The 19,130-nt window shown below is 59.8% G+C and carries 16 protein-coding genes; 13 read left to right on the top strand and 3 right to left on the bottom strand.

Annotated features, from left to right (window positions below; all coding sequences use genetic code 11):
* Positions 1-2 precede the first annotated feature (2 nt).
* Entirely contained in the window at positions 3-1,247 is a 1,245-nt protein-coding gene (locus ACZCWR_RS26425; protein WP_487305974.1) for an NAD(P)/FAD-dependent oxidoreductase, read from the bottom strand.
* Positions 1,248-1,550: 303 nt separating this feature from the next.
* On the opposite strand from ACZCWR_RS26425, the gene ACZCWR_RS26420 reads away from it, so the two are divergent.
* The 7 genes from ACZCWR_RS26420 (at position 1,551) to ACZCWR_RS26390 (ending at position 11,103) form a co-directional block, all read left to right on the top strand.
* Positions 1,551-1,847 carry a DUF4148 domain-containing protein gene (locus ACZCWR_RS26420; RefSeq protein WP_487305973.1) on the top strand — a complete coding sequence of 99 codons (297 nt, stop codon included), beginning with the start codon at positions 1,551-1,553 and terminating at the stop codon, positions 1,845-1,847.
* Positions 1,848-2,360: 513 nt separating this feature from the next.
* Entirely contained in the window at positions 2,361-4,187 is a 1,827-nt protein-coding gene (tssF, locus tag ACZCWR_RS26415; protein WP_487305972.1) for a type VI secretion system baseplate subunit TssF, read from the top strand.
* A gap of 28 nt (positions 4,188-4,215) precedes the next feature.
* Positions 4,216-5,217, top strand: coding sequence for a hypothetical protein (locus ACZCWR_RS26410; protein ID WP_487305971.1), 1,002 nt, complete (start codon positions 4,216-4,218; stop codon positions 5,215-5,217).
* Position 5,218: 1 nt separating this feature from the next.
* On the top strand, positions 5,219-6,196 hold the full coding sequence (locus ACZCWR_RS26405; RefSeq protein WP_487305970.1) for a DUF6708 domain-containing protein: 978 nt from the start codon (positions 5,219-5,221) through the stop codon (positions 6,194-6,196).
* 676 nt (positions 6,197-6,872) lie between these two features.
* Positions 6,873-9,599 carry a xanthine dehydrogenase family protein molybdopterin-binding subunit gene (locus tag ACZCWR_RS26400; RefSeq protein ID WP_487305969.1) on the top strand — a complete coding sequence of 909 codons (2,727 nt, stop codon included), beginning with the start codon at positions 6,873-6,875 and terminating at the stop codon, positions 9,597-9,599.
* The gene (locus ACZCWR_RS26395) at positions 9,599-10,117 is read left to right on the top strand and encodes a (2Fe-2S)-binding protein (RefSeq protein WP_487305968.1); all 519 of its coding nucleotides are present in this window, start codon (positions 9,599-9,601) and stop codon (positions 10,115-10,117) included. Before ACZCWR_RS26400 ends, ACZCWR_RS26395 begins: the two co-directional genes overlap by 1 nt.
* A 2-nt stretch (positions 10,118-10,119) precedes the next feature.
* Positions 10,120-11,103, top strand: coding sequence for a hypothetical protein (locus ACZCWR_RS26390; protein ID WP_487305967.1), 984 nt, complete (start codon positions 10,120-10,122; stop codon positions 11,101-11,103).
* Here the strand turns inward: ACZCWR_RS26390 and ACZCWR_RS26385 are convergent.
* Both ACZCWR_RS26385 and ACZCWR_RS26380 read right to left on the bottom strand, forming a co-directional pair.
* Positions 11,093-11,524 (bottom strand): NUDIX hydrolase, encoded by a 432-nt coding sequence (locus ACZCWR_RS26385; RefSeq protein ID WP_487305966.1) that lies wholly within the window; start codon positions 11,522-11,524, stop codon positions 11,093-11,095. The genes ACZCWR_RS26390 and ACZCWR_RS26385 overlap by 11 nt on opposite strands.
* 27 nt (positions 11,525-11,551) lie before the next feature.
* Positions 11,552-12,493: a LysR family transcriptional regulator gene (locus ACZCWR_RS26380; RefSeq protein ID WP_487305965.1), complete on the bottom strand. Its 942-nt coding sequence runs from the start codon at positions 12,491-12,493 to the stop codon at positions 11,552-11,554.
* 109 nt (positions 12,494-12,602) lie between these two features.
* Here ACZCWR_RS26380 and ACZCWR_RS26375 point away from each other — a divergent pair, with 109 nt between their 5' ends.
* The 6 genes from ACZCWR_RS26375 (at position 12,603) to ACZCWR_RS26350 (ending at position 19,127) form a co-directional block, all read left to right on the top strand.
* Positions 12,603-14,114 (top strand): CoA-acylating methylmalonate-semialdehyde dehydrogenase, encoded by a 1,512-nt coding sequence (locus ACZCWR_RS26375; protein ID WP_487305964.1) that lies wholly within the window; start codon positions 12,603-12,605, stop codon positions 14,112-14,114.
* A gap of 78 nt (positions 14,115-14,192) precedes the next feature.
* Positions 14,193-15,284, top strand: a complete 1,092-nt coding sequence (locus tag ACZCWR_RS26370; RefSeq protein ID WP_487305963.1) for an NAD(P)H-dependent flavin oxidoreductase — start codon at positions 14,193-14,195, stop codon at positions 15,282-15,284.
* Positions 15,285-15,416: 132 nt separating this feature from the next.
* Complete coding sequence (locus ACZCWR_RS26365) at positions 15,417-16,358, top strand: TauD/TfdA dioxygenase family protein (protein WP_487305962.1); 942 nt, start codon at positions 15,417-15,419, stop codon at positions 16,356-16,358.
* Positions 16,359-16,473: 115 nt separating this feature from the next.
* Positions 16,474-17,484 (top strand): ABC transporter substrate-binding protein, encoded by a 1,011-nt coding sequence (locus ACZCWR_RS26360; protein WP_487306154.1) that lies wholly within the window; start codon positions 16,474-16,476, stop codon positions 17,482-17,484.
* A 19-nt stretch (positions 17,485-17,503) separates the two neighbouring features.
* Positions 17,504-18,334: an ABC transporter permease gene (locus ACZCWR_RS26355; RefSeq protein WP_487305961.1), complete on the top strand. Its 831-nt coding sequence runs from the start codon at positions 17,504-17,506 to the stop codon at positions 18,332-18,334.
* A gap of 1 nt (position 18,335) precedes the next feature.
* The gene (locus ACZCWR_RS26350; protein WP_487305960.1) at positions 18,336-19,127 is read left to right on the top strand and encodes an ABC transporter permease; all 792 of its coding nucleotides are present in this window, start codon (positions 18,336-18,338) and stop codon (positions 19,125-19,127) included.
* Positions 19,128-19,130: the final 3 nt, after the last annotated feature.

Raw genomic sequence — 19,130 nt, 5'->3', positions numbered from 1 at the left:
GTCTAACTCGGGCTGTCGTTTCGCGCGGTGGGCGGCGGCGCTTGCACAACGGGCGCCGCCGCCCTGAACAAGGCCTCGCGCGTGCCGTTCTTCGGCGGATAAATGCGCTCGCCATTGATGGTGCGTTTGGTCGCCTTGGCTTCGTCGCCCTCCGAGACGAGATGCCTGTCCCATCCTTCCGTATAGACCGCGCCCCACGGGCCGAGATCGCAAATGGTCGTGTACCAGTCGATTTCGAGCGGCAACATCTCCAGATCAAACATATCGCACACCGCGTTGTTGCCGGCGTAGCGTCCCATCGGGCGGCCGTGCTGACATGACATGACCGATGGCCGCACGCCATCGATCAGAATGCGCGCGCAATCGCCCGCCGCGAACACGCCCGGCAGCCCTTCCACGCGCAGGAAGGAATCGACCGGCACGCGGCCCATCGGGTCGAGCGGCACGGGAAGCTGCGCGGCGAGCGTGTTGGCGCGCAATCCGCCGCACCAGATGACCGTGCAGGCGTCGATGCGTTCTTCGTGCGCGCCGTCCGTGATCGTCACGCCCTGTCCATCGAGCGACACCAGCGACGTGCCCGCGCGCATCTCCACGCTGAGCGTGTTCATCGCTTCTTCGATGACGGGTTGCGCACCGCCCATGGCCTGCGCGATCCGCGTCGCGCGATCGACCAGCACCACGCGCACCTTGTCGCGATCGGCATCACCCACGATATCGCGCATGCGCGAGGGCAACTCCGCCGCCAGTTCGATGCCCGTCAGCCCCGCGCCGATCACGACCGCCGTATAGCGCGCGCAGGAATCCGACAGCACGGGCAAGGTTTGCAGATGCGCCTGGAGCTTGCAGGCGCCGCCGTAGGTATCGACATCGAAGGAATGCGCTTCCAGTCCGGGGATGTCCGGCCGCAGCAGTTCGCTGCCGACCGCGAGAATAAGACGTTCGTATTCGAGCGTGTCGTTGATGCCATCGACTTCGATATGCACGAGACGCTTCGCGGTGTCGATGCCCGTTGCCTTGCCTTGGATCAGCCGCACGCCGGTGGGATCGAGCACGCTGTCCAGCGGCACCAGCGAGGAATCGAGCGGTTGCTCGTAATTGCGCACTCGCACGCTGTGATAAGGCTGCGGATTGACGATCACGACTTCCGCTTTTTCTGCTGGCTCGTTGAGTTCATCGAGCTTGCGCGCGGCGGAAAGCGCGCTCCATAGCCCTGCAAAGCCCGCGCCGATCACCACGATTCGCTTCATGGCCTTCCCCATTCGAGTTCGTGCCTTGTCTACCCTCCGGCATGGACAGACGCGCTTAGCCGTTGCTTATTTTATAGGCGATTCGTGAGGGGAATGGGGCCGCGCGTGAATATTTGTTCAGGGACACTAAGTTCTGTCTAAGGGAAGCGCTGGAACATGAGTCATGGATTGGTCGGGTTTTCGCCAAAAGTGATTTCGTTCTTTCGGTATTTACCCTGATCTCCGACCTTCCTAAACTGTATTCAACGGTCGCTTAGGTGTCTTGGGACATCGAAGGCTGGCAAACCTTATTGGAGAAGGATCATGAAGAAGCTTATTGGTGTTGCGATTGCTTTAGCGCTGGCGGCGCCGGTTGCGTCGTTCGCGCAGTCGAATCAGCCGGTCACGCGCGCGCAGGTGAATGCGCAAATCGTGCAATTGGAGCAGGCCGGGTATAACCCCGCGCATTTGAACGATGCGAAGTATCCAGGGGATATTCAGGCTGCGGAAATGCGCGTTGATGCCGCGAATGGTTATGGCGGGGTGAATGATGGCGTGGCGCAATCGGGTGTGCGCGTTGCGGTTGCGCAGGATGTTGTGCCGACGTTTGCGCATCATTGATCGGGCGATGATGAGCCTGAGCGCCACGCTCAGGAAAAGCGCGGGGCGGCGAATGTATTGAGCCGCTCGTCATTTTCGACACGTGCAGCCCCGCGTGCATTTCCTCCTGTGCGTCGCGTTACTCCATAGCTCCGCAGGCGATCGATTCTTTTGGCAAACCTTATGAACCGGTCGGATGTCCCGGTGTCTTCGTTTGGTCCGTGAAAATCCCGCAAGCCGCGTCATCTACCGCAAAGGAATCGAGCGAAAGCCCAGGCCTTGATCAGCATAGTCCGAAACGATTGACAGTCGGCACCGAAATTAGGAATTTTCGTGGCTATCGGAATGTTTGCAGACCTCCGATAATTCGGCAGTGGTACCAATCATTTGGCAACGATTAGCCCTGTCCGATCATCGTTGCGCAGTCTTTTCCGGACGTGATCATTTATCGCCAGTCATGTTCGTTAAACATTGCAGAGTAGAGGAAGTCGATTTTCGGTTAGTCAGTAGTATCAACAAGCAAGATTCCGTCTGATGGACCCGCGTCTGCTCGCGGCCTACCTCGACGAAATTCGCTTCATGCAGGCGCTGGGTGGTGAATTTGCGCGGGCGCATCCAAAGATTGCTCGTCGCCTTGGCATGCTCGGAGAAGATGCAGAGGCCGAAGTAGGCGACCCCTACGTGCGCCGTCTGTTCGAGTCTTCCGCGTTCATCAACGCGCGCACGCAATTGCGCTTCGAGGACGAGTTCCCGCTGTTGACGCAAGCGCTGCTGTCCTCGGTGTATCCGAATTATCTGTCGCCCACGCCTTCGATTTCCATCGCACGGTTTTATCCCGGCGGCAAGGCGGGCGGCTTCACAACCGGCTATACGCTGGAGCGCGGCGTCGAGCTGAATGCCCTGAACTTACCCGGCGGAGAAAAGACCGCCTGCACGTTTCGTACAACGCAGGATGTCTCGTTCTATCCGGTGTCGATTCTGGATGGACGACTCACTCACGTTCCCCCTGATCTCCTGGGCCAGAGCCGTTACGTGCCGCCCGATCGCCCCGTATGCGGCGCCTTGCGTCTGCGCTTGCGCACGATCGGCGGCGTACCGTTCTCCTCGCTTCGCGGGCTGGACCGGCTGCAAATCTATCTGGCGGGCGATGAACGCGTCGCCTCGCATCTGCATGAGCTGATTCACACGGGTGCAGTGGTGTCGGTGATCGGCGGGCCGGGGCGCTTCAGCGAAGCGGGCTACGTGCCGCACGTCGTTCGATCGGATGCGGTCGTTCAGGACGGGCTCGGACCGGAAGAAACCGTGCTGCCGCTGGGGGCGCGCAAGTTTCTGGGTCACAACCTCGTGCAGGAATACTTCGCGTGTCCGAACCGGTTTTACTTCTTTACGCTGACGGGGCTCGAAGCCGGACTCGCGCGCATCGCCGGAAGCGAGGTGGAGATCATCGTGCTGCTGGACCGCTCCACGAGCGAACTGGCGCAGCAAGTGGATGCGTCGATGTTCGCGTTGTTCTGCGTGCCCGTGGTGAATCTGTTCAAGGTTCGCACAGCGCCCACGAAGCTGAAACAGGAAAGCAGGCAAGCGCGTCTCGTGCCGGTCGAGAACCGGCCTCTGGACTACGAAGTACATTCGGTGGAGATGGCCATCGGTCAGGTCGATAACGAGGAGGATTCGGAAGAGCTTCCCTTCTATCCGCTGCACGAGGCGCGCTTGCGCGATGAAGACGAAAACGGACGCTATTTCACCGTGCGTCGCGAACAACGCCTGAGCACGGCCAAAGGACGTTCCCATGATACGCGCGCACCGTATATCGGCACGGATTCGTTCCTGTCGCTGGTTGGCCGCGACGGCTTGCCCTATGTCGCGAAGGAATCTGGCGATAGCGATGAAGATCGCCGGATCAACTACCTCTCGCTGGACGCGTGGCTGACCAATCGCGACCTCGCAGGCCGCCTCGAATGCAACGGCGTGAGCGATCTGGACCTGCCGGAATCGACGCCGTTCTCGAGCGCGGGGCTGGTGCGCCCGCCCAGTCGATCGTTGCCACCGCTTGCCGTGGGCCGTAAGGCTTGGCTCATGTACGCGCAACTCAACATCGAATACGCGCACTTCGACGATTCCCACGACGAACCAAATTCGGGCGAAGGACTGCGCAGTCTGCTTCGGCTTTACGTGTCCGACGACCAGCCTGCGCTCAAGCGTCAGGTCGAAAGCCTGAGCGCGGCCACGCTCACGCCGGTCAATTGCGTGATACCCGGCAACGTGCCGCCCGTGGTTCGCGTGCTCGAATGTGCCATCACTTTCAATGAAGCCGGCTTTGACGGCGTGAGTCACCCGGCTGCTTCAGTCTGCGGCAGGTGATGCGCACGTTCATCATGGTCTCGTTGCCTTGGGAACGATCACCGAACGTCCTGTCGTGCCGGTCGAGCTTACCGGCTCGTTCACGAGGATGCGCGCTTCGGTGATGCGCCAACTGGTCAAGGCATCCGGGCTCAGGAACGTGAGCGAGAACGCGTTGGAGCGGGAAGTCACCTATGCCTTGCGCAGGCTGAAGATTCAAAAGCAACCGATGAACAAGGCCGTGTCGGTCAGGATGATGGTGATGATCGACAAGGAGACGCTCAAGGACATGCCTGCGCGTTTGAGCAAGGCGAAGCAGGCGCAATGGGCGGCGAGTGCGCTGCGCACGGCCGAGCAGGTCGAGGCGATGAACGTCGCCGCGCGGGAGCGACTCATCGCCGAGATACCGGTGACGGCGGCTGCGGCGAAGATGGGAGCGGGCGTGGCGAAGGCGGTTCCGGTGGTGGGCAATCTGATTGCAGCGTATGTGCAGATCGCGGGGATTGCCAGTACTGAGCAGGCGTTGGGAACGGCATCGGGGTTGGCGGAAGTGGAGAACAAGGCACGCGTGGCGGGTTCGGTGTCGCTGCTGGCGGCGACGTTTGCAGATACGGCTGATCGATTGATGCAGGCGATGGGGATTACTGAGTTGTCGGCGGGGCGGAGTGCTGTTCTGCGATTCATTGCGCGCTGGGCGCCGTTTGGCGCGAAGGTGTTTGGGGTGGTGGGGGCGGTGATTGGGGCGGTTTGTGATTTGCGAGAGATGCTTGTTGCTTTCGGCAAGGGCAAGCCCGGACTTGTCGCAGCCTATGGCTTGTCAGCGATAGGCGGAATATTGATCGCGATCGCCGTTGGCATCGGTGCCGAAGCTCTTCCCCTGTTGTTGGTTGGTGCCCTCGTATATCTGATTGCACAAATTTTGATCACCAAGTTTGGTGACGACGAATTGGCTACTTGGTTGAAGCGCTGTATATGGGGCAGAGACATATCGAACCGATATAAATCGTCTCAACAGGAAATGAGCGAGATGCCATCGTTCGCAGGAGTTTAAGATGGGCCCCAAAGAGATTTCTCAAGAAAATTTCCCCATTAACAGGGCGCTCACTGCGGAGGAACGGCAGAATCAGCTACGTCAGAAAGAGCGTCTGGACATTGTGCCGTTCTACAACGTATCGACGATTAAGTTCAATTCCACTTTTATGGAGCTGGTCGACCGCTGGTTTATATATCGGGGCTATGTGACGTTTGTTGGCCTATTTTTTATCGCGCTTACAGTGTTTATGGCGTTTATTGCGCTCACGGTCCCGGATTGGCATTTCGTGCCAACTTCAAAAGACTGGCTGGTTATCGTGTGCTGGTGGGCTATCTGTAGTCCAATCTGGGCCGGCCTGGTCTGGATGCTGTTAAAAGAATCATACCGCTGGACGCACTATCCGATCCGCTTCAACTACCGCAAACGCATGGTGTACGTCTTCTGCCTCGACGGCGTGATTCGCTCGGCCAAGTGGGACGATCTCTTTTTCACAGTCAGCCGGTGCACGCGGTCTTACACGGGTTCAGGCCCACAGATCTGGGACATTCGCGGCCACGCGCTCAAAGCAGACCGGCAAACTGTGGAATGGACCTTCGCCCTGCATGGAGACAGCGAAGAACCACGCCAATTGAAGAACTGTTGGGAATTCATCCGTCGCTACATGGAAGAAGGCCCGAAGGCGGTGTATGGCGATGTCCACTGGTGTCATCACGTCGCAAGCAGACGCGAGACGTTCCGCGAAGGCTTGTTCGCGCTGAACTTGAATCTGAACGGACTGCCCCGACTCATTCAGTGGATCTCCGCACCGGTGGTATGGCTCATTTCGATAGGCCGGCTCGTCGCGATCAGGACCAGCAAGATTCCGCAATGGCCGGCCGAAATCGAGGCGAAGTGCCAAATCGATGCATCGGACCCGTATCAGCGCACGGCAGCGCAAAACCCGCCGAAGTTTCCGATGGACCCGATCAGTGTCGTGCGTGAGCAGATCAGTCAATGAATGCTTTAACTAAGTTGGCTGAAGGCCCCGTTGTTACGGCGGGGCTACCGGAACCGCTCAGAAGAAGCACTTGGCATTACTCATCCTTCGGTATAGTACGCACTCAAAAATGACCAAGACCTTTCCAAGACGCATGAGATGAAGCGAATTTCTTTCCAACTTTGAAGTATTCCAGACGCGGAGGGCGACGATTGTGTATTGCATGACTTTAACAACCAAAAAGCGGATAAATACTGCCTTTAAGCATCGTATATCCACAATGCGTTCAAAAACTTCATAAAATCTCACTCAACAAACTCTATCTCCATATTGCGACAAACCTTATTTCCACATAGGATTGTCAAAAAGAGGCATGCAGTGATGAACACTGAGAGAATAGAGACATGAGTTTCGCGGCAATTAAAGAAAGTCGATGCTTCGAATCGAATTTGGAGCAGGGAGACAGGCAAGTACCGATGACCGGCAACCGCTATTTTGTGGGCCGATCAGCATTGCCCAATTAATTCAAAAGCCAGCGTCTCACACCTTCGAGAATAAAGGGTTTATATCCTATTCGGCGGCCACCACGTTCGCTGCGTTTGATTGCGTGCGGCTAAAGCTAACGTAGACATGCAAGAGCATGAGTCGGGCATCGCGTTGCTTAAAAGAAAAAGGAATTCGATCTTAGGGGATCTCAATGGCCTTCGATACTCCCATTACCCGCCGGACTTTCCTAAAAGTCATGAGCAGCGGCGCGGTAATTGCAATCTCAATCAGCAATCTACCCGCCGCCATGCTCGATTCATCGATGCAAACCATCGGCGACAACGACCCCGAATGGGCACCGATACCGGGAAAAGCACGCTTCAGAATCGACGGAATCCCAAAAGTCACCGGCCAGAAAATCTACGCACGCGACTTCAAAGCGCGCGATTTCCCCGGTTGGCCGCAGGAAGAAAACTGGTTGTACGCGCTGCGCTGCGACCGCGTCGATCGAGTCTATGAAGGCTACGACCTGAGCATGCTGCCGCCGGAATTGCGGCCCATCGCCATTGTCGATAACGATGCACTGCTCGCCCGAAAAATCGCGCTCGCGCCCGAACCCGATCCGATCGCGAATCAGGACATCTACTGGTTCGCCCGCAAGAGCAAGCTGGCGGATTGTTATGGCCAACCCGCCGCGATGTTGATCTTCGCAAACTTCGACACCTACCGCCGCGCCCGCACCCTGCTCGAATTCAACCATGCCGTGATCCGCTACGGCGCGCCGATCGAACCGCACGAGCGTGCCGCACCCGTCAAGTTCTCGCCGACGGCCACCTATGTGCGCAACGACGACACGGACTTCAACTACGTCAAGGATTATCAGACGGGCAGCGACGGCAAGCCCACGCCTCAATATCTTGAAGCGCTCGCCGCAGCCAGCGACAACATCGCGAAGACGATCAGGCGTAACGAGGATGCGGGCACGTGGTTCAAGGTCGGCGCATCGGGTGACAAGGGTTTCATGACGCCCGCCATGGACCCGATGTTCATGGAACCCGAAGCAGGGCTCGCGTGGTATGACGCGTCAAGCAGTGAACTGCGTCTGGTCCTCGGCACTCAGTCCGCAGGCGAGGATGCAGGCAGCGCAGCCGGACTGTTCGACAAAAGCGCGGTATCCGTCAAGAGCGTGCACATCTGCGCGTGTTACCCGGGCGGCGGCTTCGGCGGCCGCGACCGTTCCTACTTTCCGCTTTATTTGGCATTGGCCGCGCCGTTCGCGCGTGGCGCGCTGCGCTGGCAGCAATCGCGCTACGAGCAGTTTCAGGTCGGACTCAAGCGTTGCGAAACTCAGTTCACCGAGTCGCTCTGGTTCGATCGTCAAGGCAAGATTCAGGCAATCGATTGCGATTTCACGATGAACGGCGGCGGCAAGAAAAACCTCTCGCCGTATGTCGCGCAACTCGCAGCACTCAGCGCAATGAGCTGCTATGAGATCACGCGTGCGAGTGCAACCGCCGCTTCGCTATACACGCCGGAAGTATTCGGCGGTTCGCAGCGCGGCTTCGGCGGGCCGCAGGCGTTCATGGCCATCGAAACATTGATCGATGAAGCCGCGCTCAGGCTCGGCATGTCGCCATTCGCGATACGCCGAATCAATCTGCTGGGCAAAGCGCCTTCGCTCGGCAGAGGACGCGCGATCACCGGCGCACCGATCCTCTTCGATCTGCAACTCGATCAGGTGTTGGACGGCCTCGAAACGCATCCGCTCTGGCAAAACCGTGAGGTCATACGAGCGCAACGTCAGGCGCAGGGTTTGAGATACGGCGTCGGCGTCGCGATGGCGAACGAAGCGTTCGGCACCTCGGGAGACGGAATGTACGGCATGGTGGAGATACTTCCGGACGGCGGCATTCGGGTGCTCACGACCTATACCGATATGGGCAACGGCGCGGCGACCACGCTCGGGCTCGCTCCTTCCGAATATCTGGGACGCAACGCGCAGACCATTTCCATGAGCGTGGTCGAGCCGTTCAATGCGCTCGGTCTCGTCGGCATGAAGACGCCACGCAATCCTAACGAAGTGCGTTTTACCTCGGGTTCTTCGAGTGCATGTCTTGGCGCGTTCCATCAATATCACGCGGTAAAAGGCGCGGCTCAGGCGCTGCTGCTGCAAAGCGTGCTACCGGCGGCGTGCGCGCTTTGGCGCGAGAACGTGAAGGCATCCGAAATTAAATGGATGGACGGCGCGCTCACGACGAACAGCGCGAACAGGCCGCTTCCGTGGCGCGACCTTCTCCAGCAAATGCGCAACATGAACCTGCCGATCATCGCGGCCGTGCATGCGAGCTATGCCGGTTCGTTCTGGACGGGCACCTATCCGTTCGCGTCCGGTCCGGCGGATATCGAATACGACTACGTCGCCGTAGGCATGGACCCCGATCACCTCACGCCGCTTGATCGCGATCTGCATCAACCGATCGTCGATGGCGCGAAATTCCAGCGCACGACTTACGCGCCATCGGCGGCGCTCGTCGCCGTGTCCGTCGATGCGCTCGGTCGCGTGAAGGTCGAAGAAGTGGTGTCCTCGGTGAGCGTCGGGCGGCAGTTGTGTCCGGAACTCGTGCAAGGTCAATCGGAAGGCGCGGTCGCGATGGGCATCGGCAACGTGCTAACCGAAACGTGCCCGCTCGGCAACGAAGGACCGGGCGGCGGACGATGGAACCTCGATCGCTATCACATCACGCGTCTGACCGATATTCCCGTGCAGACCTTGCTCGCGCTGCCGCCACCCGGCGACGATCCGGCCAACGCGCGCGGCATCGCGGAGGCGGTCATGTGTCCCATCGCACCGGCCTTGCTCAACGCACTCGCAACGGCGACCGGCCAGCGTTTTCGTGAAACGCCGGTGACCCCCGAAATGATCAGGAGAGCAGCGTAATGAGCGGCGTTATTCGCATGCATGTAAATGGGCGCGCCGTCGAAGCATCGGCGGCGGATGGCGACATGAACCTCATCGATTTCCTTCACGAGCGACAGGATTTGACGGGCACGAAGCTGTGTTGCGGCATCGGCGTATGTCGTGCATGCACGGTCGGCACACGCAATCAGCCCGATGCACCGATGGAAAAAACGCTCGCATGTTCCACGCCCGTGAGCGCCATGCAGGACATGCACGTCTACACCGTCGAAGGGCTGGCGCAGGCGGGCAAACTGTCGCCGCTTCAACAGAGCTTTCTCGAATCGTTCGCGTTTCAATGCGGTTATTGCGCGTCGGGCTTTCTGATGGCGGCCACCGCCATGCTCGACCATCTGAAGGCGAACCCGATCGACGCGGCGCAACTCGATTCGGCAATGGAAGAATGGATCGGCGGCAATCTATGTCGCTGCACGGGTTACGTGAAATATATCGAAGCGATCCGAAAGATCGCGAAGCCTTATACCCGCGGCGGAGCGTGACGATGAGAACCTTCCTTCGCGCATTGCTAATCGTGCTCGCCTTCGCATCGCATTCGGTCTTTGCAGCCGATAAAGCCGAGCAATCGATCACGCAATACGGCCAGGAATGCGTCGATGAAATCGGCGAGATTCCCGCATTCGACTGCAACGCCGGCACGAACGTGCCGATCACGGTCAACAACAAGGTGCCGGAGCGCTACTTCGCGAACATGACCTGCGACCGGCCCGCTTTATTGCCCTACGATTCGCCGACCTCCGGACCCTGCACGCCTTACTCGAAGATCCTGAACCTCTCACACGGCGACACGCAGATTTCCGCGTTCTGCCGCAGAAAAATGATTCGCGCGGATAAAAGCCCGAATTACGATGAAGTCGATATCGTGTTGCATCACGCGAGCAACGGCAAGACGTGCTGGTTTCATGCGGAGCATTCAGGCAGCGCGAGCGGCTTCAATGCATCGCGCGTCCCGCCGCCGAATGAAAAGACGCCGCCGCCGGGCCACGTTTCGGCAGAAGCGTTCTGGTGGCCGCCCGCCGCGACGGCGACCAAGAAATGCATGTCCTGTCACGATGCAAGCCCGGTCATGTACAGCCCGTGGATCGGTCAGGTATGGAACCATGTGCCGACGGACCCGTGGGGCAAGTATCAGAATATTGGGGATTCCTTTGCATCGTGGACATCGCATGCGATCAGCACGCCGGGGAATACGTGCATCGGCTGTCACCGGATTGGCGACCAGCATAGCTGCGATATTTACGTGCCGCTCGCAGCGGGAATGCTGCCGCCGCCGAAGGGCAGCAACAAGCTCGCCGCGAGTTATCCGCTCAATCACTGGATGCCCATCGACAACAACAGAAGCAAGGCTGAATGGGACGCGGCGAACGTGGAGTCAGTGAAAAACCTGCTGACGTGTTGCTCGCCGGACGGCAAGAAGGACCCGAACTGTCACTTCTCGCCCGCCGCGCAGGGAAGTGCTAAACCTTGAAATCGGCCAGCATTACACCTTGTCGAATATTGTCGAGCGCGTGCGCGATATAGTCGATGGTCGGCTCAGGCGGTTCTTCCAATGGCGCCCAAACGAACCCGGAACACTTGTGCGGTTCCATGTTCGCGAGGGTGCCTGTCCATTCCCGGCACGTCAGAAAAAAGCTGATGCGGTTCTGTTCCGCATCGCGTCGCATCACCAGCGTGAATTCGAGTGAACCGGGAGTGATGATCACGCCCGCTTCCTCTTTCGATTCACGGATCGCACACGCTTCGATGGATTCACCGGGTTCCAGATGACCCGCGATCAGCGAATATTGCCCGTCTCTGTGCCCGGTGTTGGCTCGCTGAATAAACAGCACTTCGTTCCTTTCATTGCGGAACAACACGTTCACATCGACCACACTTTGCATTCTCGTCATTTTGTTCAGTAACCTAAATCCAAAGACTCAAAGCGGAAACCCGCTCGCAAACGCCTCGCGCAAATAACCGACGAATAGCGCGACCGCACGCGGCACATGCGGCGTATAAGGTCTCACCACATACAAATGCTCCGCGAAGCCGCCCACGGGCCGCCAATCCGGCAGCAGTACCACCAGCTTGCCCGACTGCACCGCCGCCTGCGCGGTGAAATCCGGCAATAGCGCGATGCCCAGATCGTCGAGCGCGGCATCGCGCAGAACTTCGCTGTTGTTCGCCGAAAACGGCCCATTGACGGCCAGCGTATGCGGCCCCGCCGATGACCGCCGCGCGCCCTTTCGCTCGAACGACCATACCGCCGCCGCCTGCGTGCGCGGATAAAACAGACAATCGTGCACTGCAAGCTCGGCGGGCGTGACAGGCGTGCCGCGACGCTTCAAATAAGCACGCGTCGCGACGATGACCGAATGCGTATCGCACAGCTTCCACGCGACATGCGTTTCCGGTGCCTGCGCGCTGTGCCGAATCGCCAGATCGAAGCCTTCGGTTGCAATCGAACTCAATCGGTCCGATGCATCGAGTTGAACCCGCACTTCGGGATGCGCATGCAAAAAGCCCTGCAATCGCTGCACGAGTTGTTGGCGCGCGAAGGCCATCGGCGCGGTCACGCGAATCAGGCCACGCGCCACGCCCGCCATTTCCCGCACGCTCGTGAAGCTCGCGGCAATGTGCTCGTATTGCGCGCGCGTGTCGTCCACGAGCCGGCGTCCTGCCTCGGTAAAGCGCACACTGCGGGTAGTGCGCGTGACGAGCGGCACGCCCGCCGCGCGTTCCAGTTCGGCAATCCGCTGGCTCATCGCCGCCTTCGACACGCCCAACCGCGCCGCCGCGCCCGTATAGCTGCCCTGTTCGGCCAGCACGGTAAGCCAGTGCAGATGCGTCCACAATGTTTCGATCTTCTGCTCGTCCATGCGTGGATTGTTTGTGGTTGCGAACAATGAGTTCAATCTTAACGTCTTTCCAGCGAACGCCGACGTTCTTACACTAGGCGTATTGTTCATCCAATCATCAGGAGACGAGATGCAAGCCTTCAACGATACCGCCGACGTGGTCCATTACATCAACGGCGAGCGCGCAAACGGCTCGGGCTCGCGCTCGCAGCCGATCTTCAATCCCGCGACGGGCGAGCGCCCGCGCAAGCTCGTGCTGGGCGAAGTGGCCGATGTGAACGCCGCCGTCGCGAGCGCGCAGGCCGCGTTTCCGGCATGGCGCGATACGCCGCCCATCCGCCGTGCGCGCGTCATGCTCAAGTTCCTCGAACTGATGAACAAGCATCGCGACGAACTGGCCGCGATCATCACCGCCGAACACGGCAAGGTCTTTACCGATGCGCAGGGCGAAGTGTCGCGCGGCATCGACGTGGTGGAATTCGCGTGCGGCATTCCGCAATTGCTGAAGGGCGATTTCACCGATCAGGTGTCCACCGGCATGGACAACTGGACGCTGCGCCAGCCGCTCGGCGTGGTCGCGGGCATCACGCCGTTCAATTTCCCGTGCATGGTGCCGTGCTGGATGTTCCCGGTGGCGATTGCATCGGGCAATGCGTTTATCTTGAAGCCGAGCGAGCGCGATCCTTCGGCGTCGCTGTTCATGGCGAAGCTGCTCAAGGAAGCCGGCCTGCCCGATGGCATTTTCAACGTCGTGCAGGGCGATAAGGTCGTGGTCGATGCGCTGCTCGAACATCCCGATGTGCGCGCGATCAGCTTCGTGGGCTCCACGCCGATTGCGAATTACATCTACGAAACGGGCGCGAAGCACGGCAAGCGCGTGCAGGCACTCGGCGGCGCGAAGAATCACATGGTCGTGATGCCGGACGCCGATCTCGAACAAGCCGTCGATGCACTGATCGGCGCGGGCTACGGTTCGGCGGGCGAACGCTGCATGGCCATTTCCGTGGCCGTGCTGGTGGGCGATGTCGCCGACAAGGTCGTGCCGATGCTCGCCGAACGCGCCAAGACGCTCAAGATCAAGAACGGCATGGAACTGGATGCCGAAATGGGTCCGATCGTCACGAAGCAGGCGTTGGAGCGCATTGAAGGTTATATCGCGCTGGGCGTGGACGAAGGCGCGAAGCTCGTCGTCGATGGACGCGGCTTCAAGGTGCCGGGTCACGAAGACGGCTTCTTCACGGGCGGCACGCTGTTCGATAACGTCACGCCGAACATGCGCATCTACAAGGAAGAAATCTTCGGGCCGGTGCTCTCGTGTGTGCGCGTGAAGGACTTCAACGAAGCGGTCGAACTGATCAACGCGCATGAATTCGGCAATGGCGTGTCGTGCTTCACGCGCGATGGTCATGTCGCGCGCGAATTCGGGCGTCGTATCGAAGTGGGGATGGTCGGCATCAATGTGCCCATTCCGGTGCCGATGGCATGGCACGGCTTCGGTGGCTGGAAGCGCAGCCTGTTCGGCGACATGCACGCGTATGGCGAAGAAGGCGTGCGTTTCTATACAAAGCAGAAGTCGATCATGCAGCGCTGGCCGGAAAGCACGGAGAAAGGCGCGGAATTCGTGATGCCGACAGCTAAGTAAGACTCCGAAGCAACATAGAACGCCCGCTCTTTCCGTGCAAGGATGAGCGGGCGTTTTGCCTTAAAGGGATATTCAACAATGAGCAAGAACGCATTGCTAAAGCTTCTTCGCATCGATACACCCATCATTCAAGCGCCGATGGCCGGCGTCAGCACGCCCGCGCTCGCGGCGGCGGTATCGAATGCGGGCGGTCTCGGCTCGCTCGGCGTTGGCGCGATGAACGCGGAAGGCGCGCGCAAGGTGATCCGCGAAACACGCGCGCTGACGGATGGGCCGTTCAACATCAACGTGTTCTGTCATGCGCCTGCCAAGATGAATGCGGACATCGAACGTGTGTGGATCGACTGGCTCGCGCCAGTGTTCGCGCAATATGGTGCAAAGCCACCCGAAACGCTGAGTGAAATCTATACGAGCTTCGTTGTCGATGAAGCCATGCTGAAGGTGTTCGTCGAAGAAAAACCGGCGGTGGTGAGCTTTCATTTCGGACTCCCGTCGAAGCGTTATATCGATGCGTTGCGCGAGGCGGGCATCACGCTTCTTGCATCCGCGACGAATCTGCATGAAGCCGAACAAGTCGCGAACGCGGGCATGGATGCCATCGTCGCGCAGGGCATCGAGGCGGGCGGCCATCGCGGTGTGTTCGATCCTGATGCGCATGATGACCGGCTTGGCACGTTCGCACTGACACGGCTGATCGCCAGCAAGTTCGACGCGCCGGTGATCGCAGCGGGCGGCATCATGGATGGCGCGGGAATTGCCGCTGCACTGGCACTCGGCGCGCAAGCGGCGCAACTCGGCACGGCGTTCGTGCCTTGTACAGAGACATCGATCGATGCGGGTTATCGTCGCGCCATTCTCGGCGATGCCGCCAAGCAAACCACGTTCACCGCCGCGATTTCCGGGCGTATCGCGCGAGGTCTCGTCAACAAATTCACCGCACTCGGCGACACCAACGATGCGCCTCGCGTGCCCGCCTATCCCGTCACCTACGACGCAGGCAAGGCCCTGCACGCAGCAGCAAAAGCACAAGGCGATTTCGCGTACGGTGCGCAATGGGCCGGACAAGCCGCAGCCCTCGCACGCGAATTGCCCGCAGCCGAACTCATGGCGAAACTCAAAGCTGAATTGCAGCAAAGCATAGAAGGATTGCAGCATTACGCGTCGCGCTGAACTCATGACGCAAACGATGTAAAGCTAAGTCGAAACGCTTCGTTGGACAGTGGGAAATCGAGTGCTTCAATGTCTGGACCGCATTTCAAGCGGCTCATTCGATTTCCCCCGCATTCCTACGGAGACCTTTCGATGTCCGACTTCGCCACGCTTTCAGCCAACGCCGCGCGTCAGCCTGCATCGCAACAAGAACCCTTTCAAGTGCGTCCCATCGGCGGACGGATCGGCGCGGAAGTGCGCGGCGTGACGCTCTCGGGCGCGCTCGATGATTCTTCCATCGCCGCGATCAACAGCGCGCTGCTCGAACACAAGGTGCTGTTCTTTCGCGGCCAGTCGCATCTCGACGACGAAGCTCAGGAAGCCTTCGCCGCGCGCTTCGGTGATACCGTGGCGCATCCCACGGTGCCATCGAAGGAAGGCACGAGCCGCCTGCTCGAACTCGATTCGAAGCACGGCACGCGCGCCAACTCGTGGCACACCGACGTGACCTTCGTCGATGCCTATCCGAAGATTTCGATCCTGCGCGGCGTGGTGATTCCGCCCGCTGGCGGCGATACGGTGTGGGCCAATACGGCTGCGGCTTATGGCAATTTGCCGAAGCCTTTACGCGATCTCGCGGACACGTTATGGGCGCTTCATTCGAACGCCTACGATTACGCCGCGACGCGCAACACGCCCGCCATCGATAACGAATCCGAGCGCGCCTATCGCAAGCAATTCACCTCCACGCTGTACGAGACCGAGCATCCGGTGGTGCGCGTGCATCCTGAAACGGGCGAACGCACGCTCGTGCTTGGCCACTTCGTGCAGCGCTTCGTCGGCCTGTCGCAGCGCGATTCCGACCGCTTGATCGAACTCTTTCACGATCATGTCACGCGTCTGGAAAACACCGTGCGCTGGCGTTGGACTCAAGGCGATGTCGCGATCTGGGACAACCGCGCGACGCAGCATTACGCCGTGGCCGATTACGGCGATGCGCACCGCGTCGTGCGCCGCGCGACCGTGCATGGCGATGTGCCGGTGAGCATCGACGGACGCAGAAGCCGCACGGTCAGGCAGGAAGCGCGCGCTTGAACTTGCATCGGCGATGGCATGCGTCATCGCCGCTTTCAAAACATACTTTCTATCGACGATGACATTGGGCCTGTTCAAACGCGCGCTGGGCGCGGCATTTCTTTCATTGTTCATCATGCATGCGCAGGCGGCTGAACCTGAAACCGTGCGTATCGGCGTGGCGCAGCAAGGCATGGGCGATCCGCCTACGTTCGGCGGCTCGCCTGCCGCGACCGCACAATTGCAGCATCGCGTCGAGGATGCGTTGCAACCGCAGCACGTCAAGGTCGAATGGGTCTTCTTCAAGGGCGCGGGACCGGCGGTGAACGAGGCGCTCGCGAACAAGCAAATCGACTTCGCGTATCAGGGCGATCTGCCTTCGGTGCTGGGTCGAGCGAATGGGTTGAAGACGCATTTGCTGCTCGCGTCGAACGTGCGTGCGGGCGTTTATCTCGCGGTGCCTGAAGGGTCCGACATCAAGAGCGTGAAGGATCTGAAGGGCAAGCGTGTCGGTATCTTTCGGGGAACGAATCTTCAGCTTGTCGCAGATAACGTGCTGAAGGAAAACGGCCTCACCGAGCGCGATCTTCACGTCATCAATCTCGATACGGCAGCGTCGCTCGCGGCGTTGGCATCGAAGGGCGTGGATGCAGTGTTCTCCGATTACACGCTGTTCAAGCTGCAACGTCAGGGGCTTGCGATGGTGATCTATGCATCGCGCGATGGCGGCATGCAACTCACGCGTCAGGCACATTTGCTCGTGCTCGATGACTTCGAACAGGCGCATCCCGATACGGTGCAGACGGTCGTGACCGCCGTCGTGCAAGCCGCGCAATGGCAATCCGACGAAGCGAACCGCAACGCGCTGTTTGCGCTGTGGGCGAAAAGCGGCGTGCCGGTGGAATCGTGGCAGGACGAGTACGCGAAGCAGCAATTGAAGGATCGTGGCTCGCCGCTGATCGACCCGTTTCTCGTCGCGCGTTATCAAGCTGTTGCCGATGACGCCTTGCGCTTGAACCTGATTCGTCAGCCCGTGAGCGTGAACGGATGGTTCGAGCCGAAGTATCTCGACCAAGCGTTGAAGACGCTCAAGCTCCAGAGCTATTGGCCGCGTTTCGATGCGTCGGGCAAGCCGCTTACGTCCTGATTTAACGGAGAACCGACTCATGGCGAACGCGCTTACCCGTGTTTTTCTGCCTGCGGAACGCGCTGGACATACCTTCTCCGGCGACACCTTGCGCGCGCTTGGTTGGTCTGCGCTGCCGTGGTTGCTGCCAATCGTGCTTGCATTGCTATGGGTGCTCGGCTCGCGCTATGGCTGGATTTCAGCGCAAGTGTTGCCGCCGCCTTCGCTCGTGTTCAGCACGCTCGGCGCGCTGGCATCGAGCGGCGACTTGTGGATGCACTTCTCCGCCAGCATGACGCGCGTCGCAGTGGGCTTCGGCGGCGGCGTGGTGCTCGGCGTGCTGCTGGGCGGAGCGCTCGGCTTGTCGCGCACGCTCGAAGCGTACGTGCTGCCGACGTTTAACGCCATCGTGCAAGTGCCCGTGCTCGGCTGGCTGCCGTTTCTGATGATCGTCGTGGGCATTGGCGAGCCGCTCAAGTTCTTGCTGATCGGCCACGCGGCGCTCGTGCCCGTCACGCTTTCCACGATGCAAGGCTTTCGCGAGACGCCGCCCGCGCTACGCGAAGTGGCCGCCGTGTACCGCTATTCGCGCTGGCAGACGGTCACGCGCGTGACTTTGCCATCGGCGATACCGGTGATCGGCACAGGCATCCGGCTCGCGTTCACCAAGGCTTGGCTCACGTTGGTCGTGGTGGAACTGGTGGCGTCGTCGGAAGGGCTGGGCTATCTGATCGTGTATGGACGGCAGCTTTTTCAACTCGATCTCGTACTGGCGTCGGTGCTGATCGTGGGCGCGGTCGGGTATGTCGCGGATCGTTTGCTCAGTCTGCTCGAAAGCAGGTTGCGGCGCGGTGAATTGAAAGGAAACTAAGATGTCCGATGTATCTATCGAACTTCAGGCGGCTCCTGCTAAAAGTGACGGCCAACGTTGGCGCGGCTTCGTGCTGCCGCTCGTGGCGCTCGCGATATGGTGGCTCGTCGCGCGCGACGTGAAGGGCGGGCATGGCATTTTTGTGTCGCCGGGGCAAGTGCTGCATACGGCGATCGAACAGGCGAAGAGCGGGGCGTTGGTGCGTGCGTTGTCGGCCTCTCTTGCGCGGGAGTTGACGGGGTTTGTCATCGGCACGAGTCTCGGGCTTGCGCTGGGCGCGCTGCTCGGCGTCTCGAAGCTCGCGAACCGCGCCATTGCGCCAAGCTTCAACACGTTCAAGCAAGTGTCGCTGTTCGCGTGGATTCCGCTCATCAGCGTGTGGTTCGGTCTCGGCGATGTCGCGAAGGTCGTGTTTCTTTCGCTCGCCGCATTGGTGCCCGTCGTCGTGCATACGAGCGATGGCATTCGCGCGGTGCCGCCGCGTTTGCTCGAAGTGGCGCGGGCGTTCCGATATAACCGCGTGCAGATGCTTGCGTATGTCGTGCTGCCGGCGTCGTTGCCGTCCATTTTCACGGGCGTTTATCTCGCGCTGATTTATTCGTGGCTCGCAACGCTCGGCGCGGAATATCTGTTGGTAGCGGGAAGCGGTATCGGCAATACGCTTGTGGATGGCAGCGAGCAGTTTCGGATGGACCTCGTTTTATTCGGCGTGATCGTGGTGGGCTTGACGGGCTGGGCGTTGAATTCGATCGCGCGTGCGGTGCAGCGGCGCTGGTTTTCCAGGGGGATATAAAGG

The sequence above is a fragment of the Caballeronia sp. A2-2 genome, from assembly GCF_057612605.2.
This window is presented reverse-complemented; position numbering and strand designations above follow the sequence as displayed.

Excerpts from the sequence above, each read along its gene's own strand:
- ACZCWR_RS26425 (WP_487305974.1), bottom strand. The coding sequence starts at position 1,247 with ATGAAGCGAATCGTGGTGATCGGCGCGGGCTTTGCAGGGCTATGGAGC.
- ACZCWR_RS26420 (WP_487305973.1), top strand. The coding sequence starts at position 1,551 with ATGAAGAAGCTTATTGGTGTTGCGATTGCTTTAGCGCTGGCGGCGCCG.
- tssF (WP_487305972.1), top strand. The coding sequence starts at position 2,361 with ATGGACCCGCGTCTGCTCGCGGCCTACCTCGACGAAATTCGCTTCATG.
- ACZCWR_RS26405 (WP_487305970.1), top strand. The coding sequence starts at position 5,219 with ATGGGCCCCAAAGAGATTTCTCAAGAAAATTTCCCCATTAACAGGGCG.
- ACZCWR_RS26400 (WP_487305969.1), top strand. The coding sequence starts at position 6,873 with ATGGCCTTCGATACTCCCATTACCCGCCGGACTTTCCTAAAAGTCATG.
- ACZCWR_RS26395 (WP_487305968.1), top strand. The coding sequence starts at position 9,599 with ATGAGCGGCGTTATTCGCATGCATGTAAATGGGCGCGCCGTCGAAGCA.
- ACZCWR_RS26390 (WP_487305967.1), top strand. The coding sequence starts at position 10,120 with ATGAGAACCTTCCTTCGCGCATTGCTAATCGTGCTCGCCTTCGCATCG.
- ACZCWR_RS26385 (WP_487305966.1), bottom strand. The coding sequence starts at position 11,524 with ATGACGAGAATGCAAAGTGTGGTCGATGTGAACGTGTTGTTCCGCAAT.
- ACZCWR_RS26380 (WP_487305965.1), bottom strand. The coding sequence starts at position 12,493 with ATGGACGAGCAGAAGATCGAAACATTGTGGACGCATCTGCACTGGCTT.
- ACZCWR_RS26375 (WP_487305964.1), top strand. The coding sequence starts at position 12,603 with ATGCAAGCCTTCAACGATACCGCCGACGTGGTCCATTACATCAACGGC.
- ACZCWR_RS26370 (WP_487305963.1), top strand. The coding sequence starts at position 14,193 with ATGAGCAAGAACGCATTGCTAAAGCTTCTTCGCATCGATACACCCATC.
- ACZCWR_RS26365 (WP_487305962.1), top strand. The coding sequence starts at position 15,417 with ATGTCCGACTTCGCCACGCTTTCAGCCAACGCCGCGCGTCAGCCTGCA.
- ACZCWR_RS26360 (WP_487306154.1), top strand. The coding sequence starts at position 16,474 with ATGCATGCGCAGGCGGCTGAACCTGAAACCGTGCGTATCGGCGTGGCG.
- ACZCWR_RS26355 (WP_487305961.1), top strand. The coding sequence starts at position 17,504 with ATGGCGAACGCGCTTACCCGTGTTTTTCTGCCTGCGGAACGCGCTGGA.
- ACZCWR_RS26350 (WP_487305960.1), top strand. The coding sequence starts at position 18,336 with ATGTCCGATGTATCTATCGAACTTCAGGCGGCTCCTGCTAAAAGTGAC.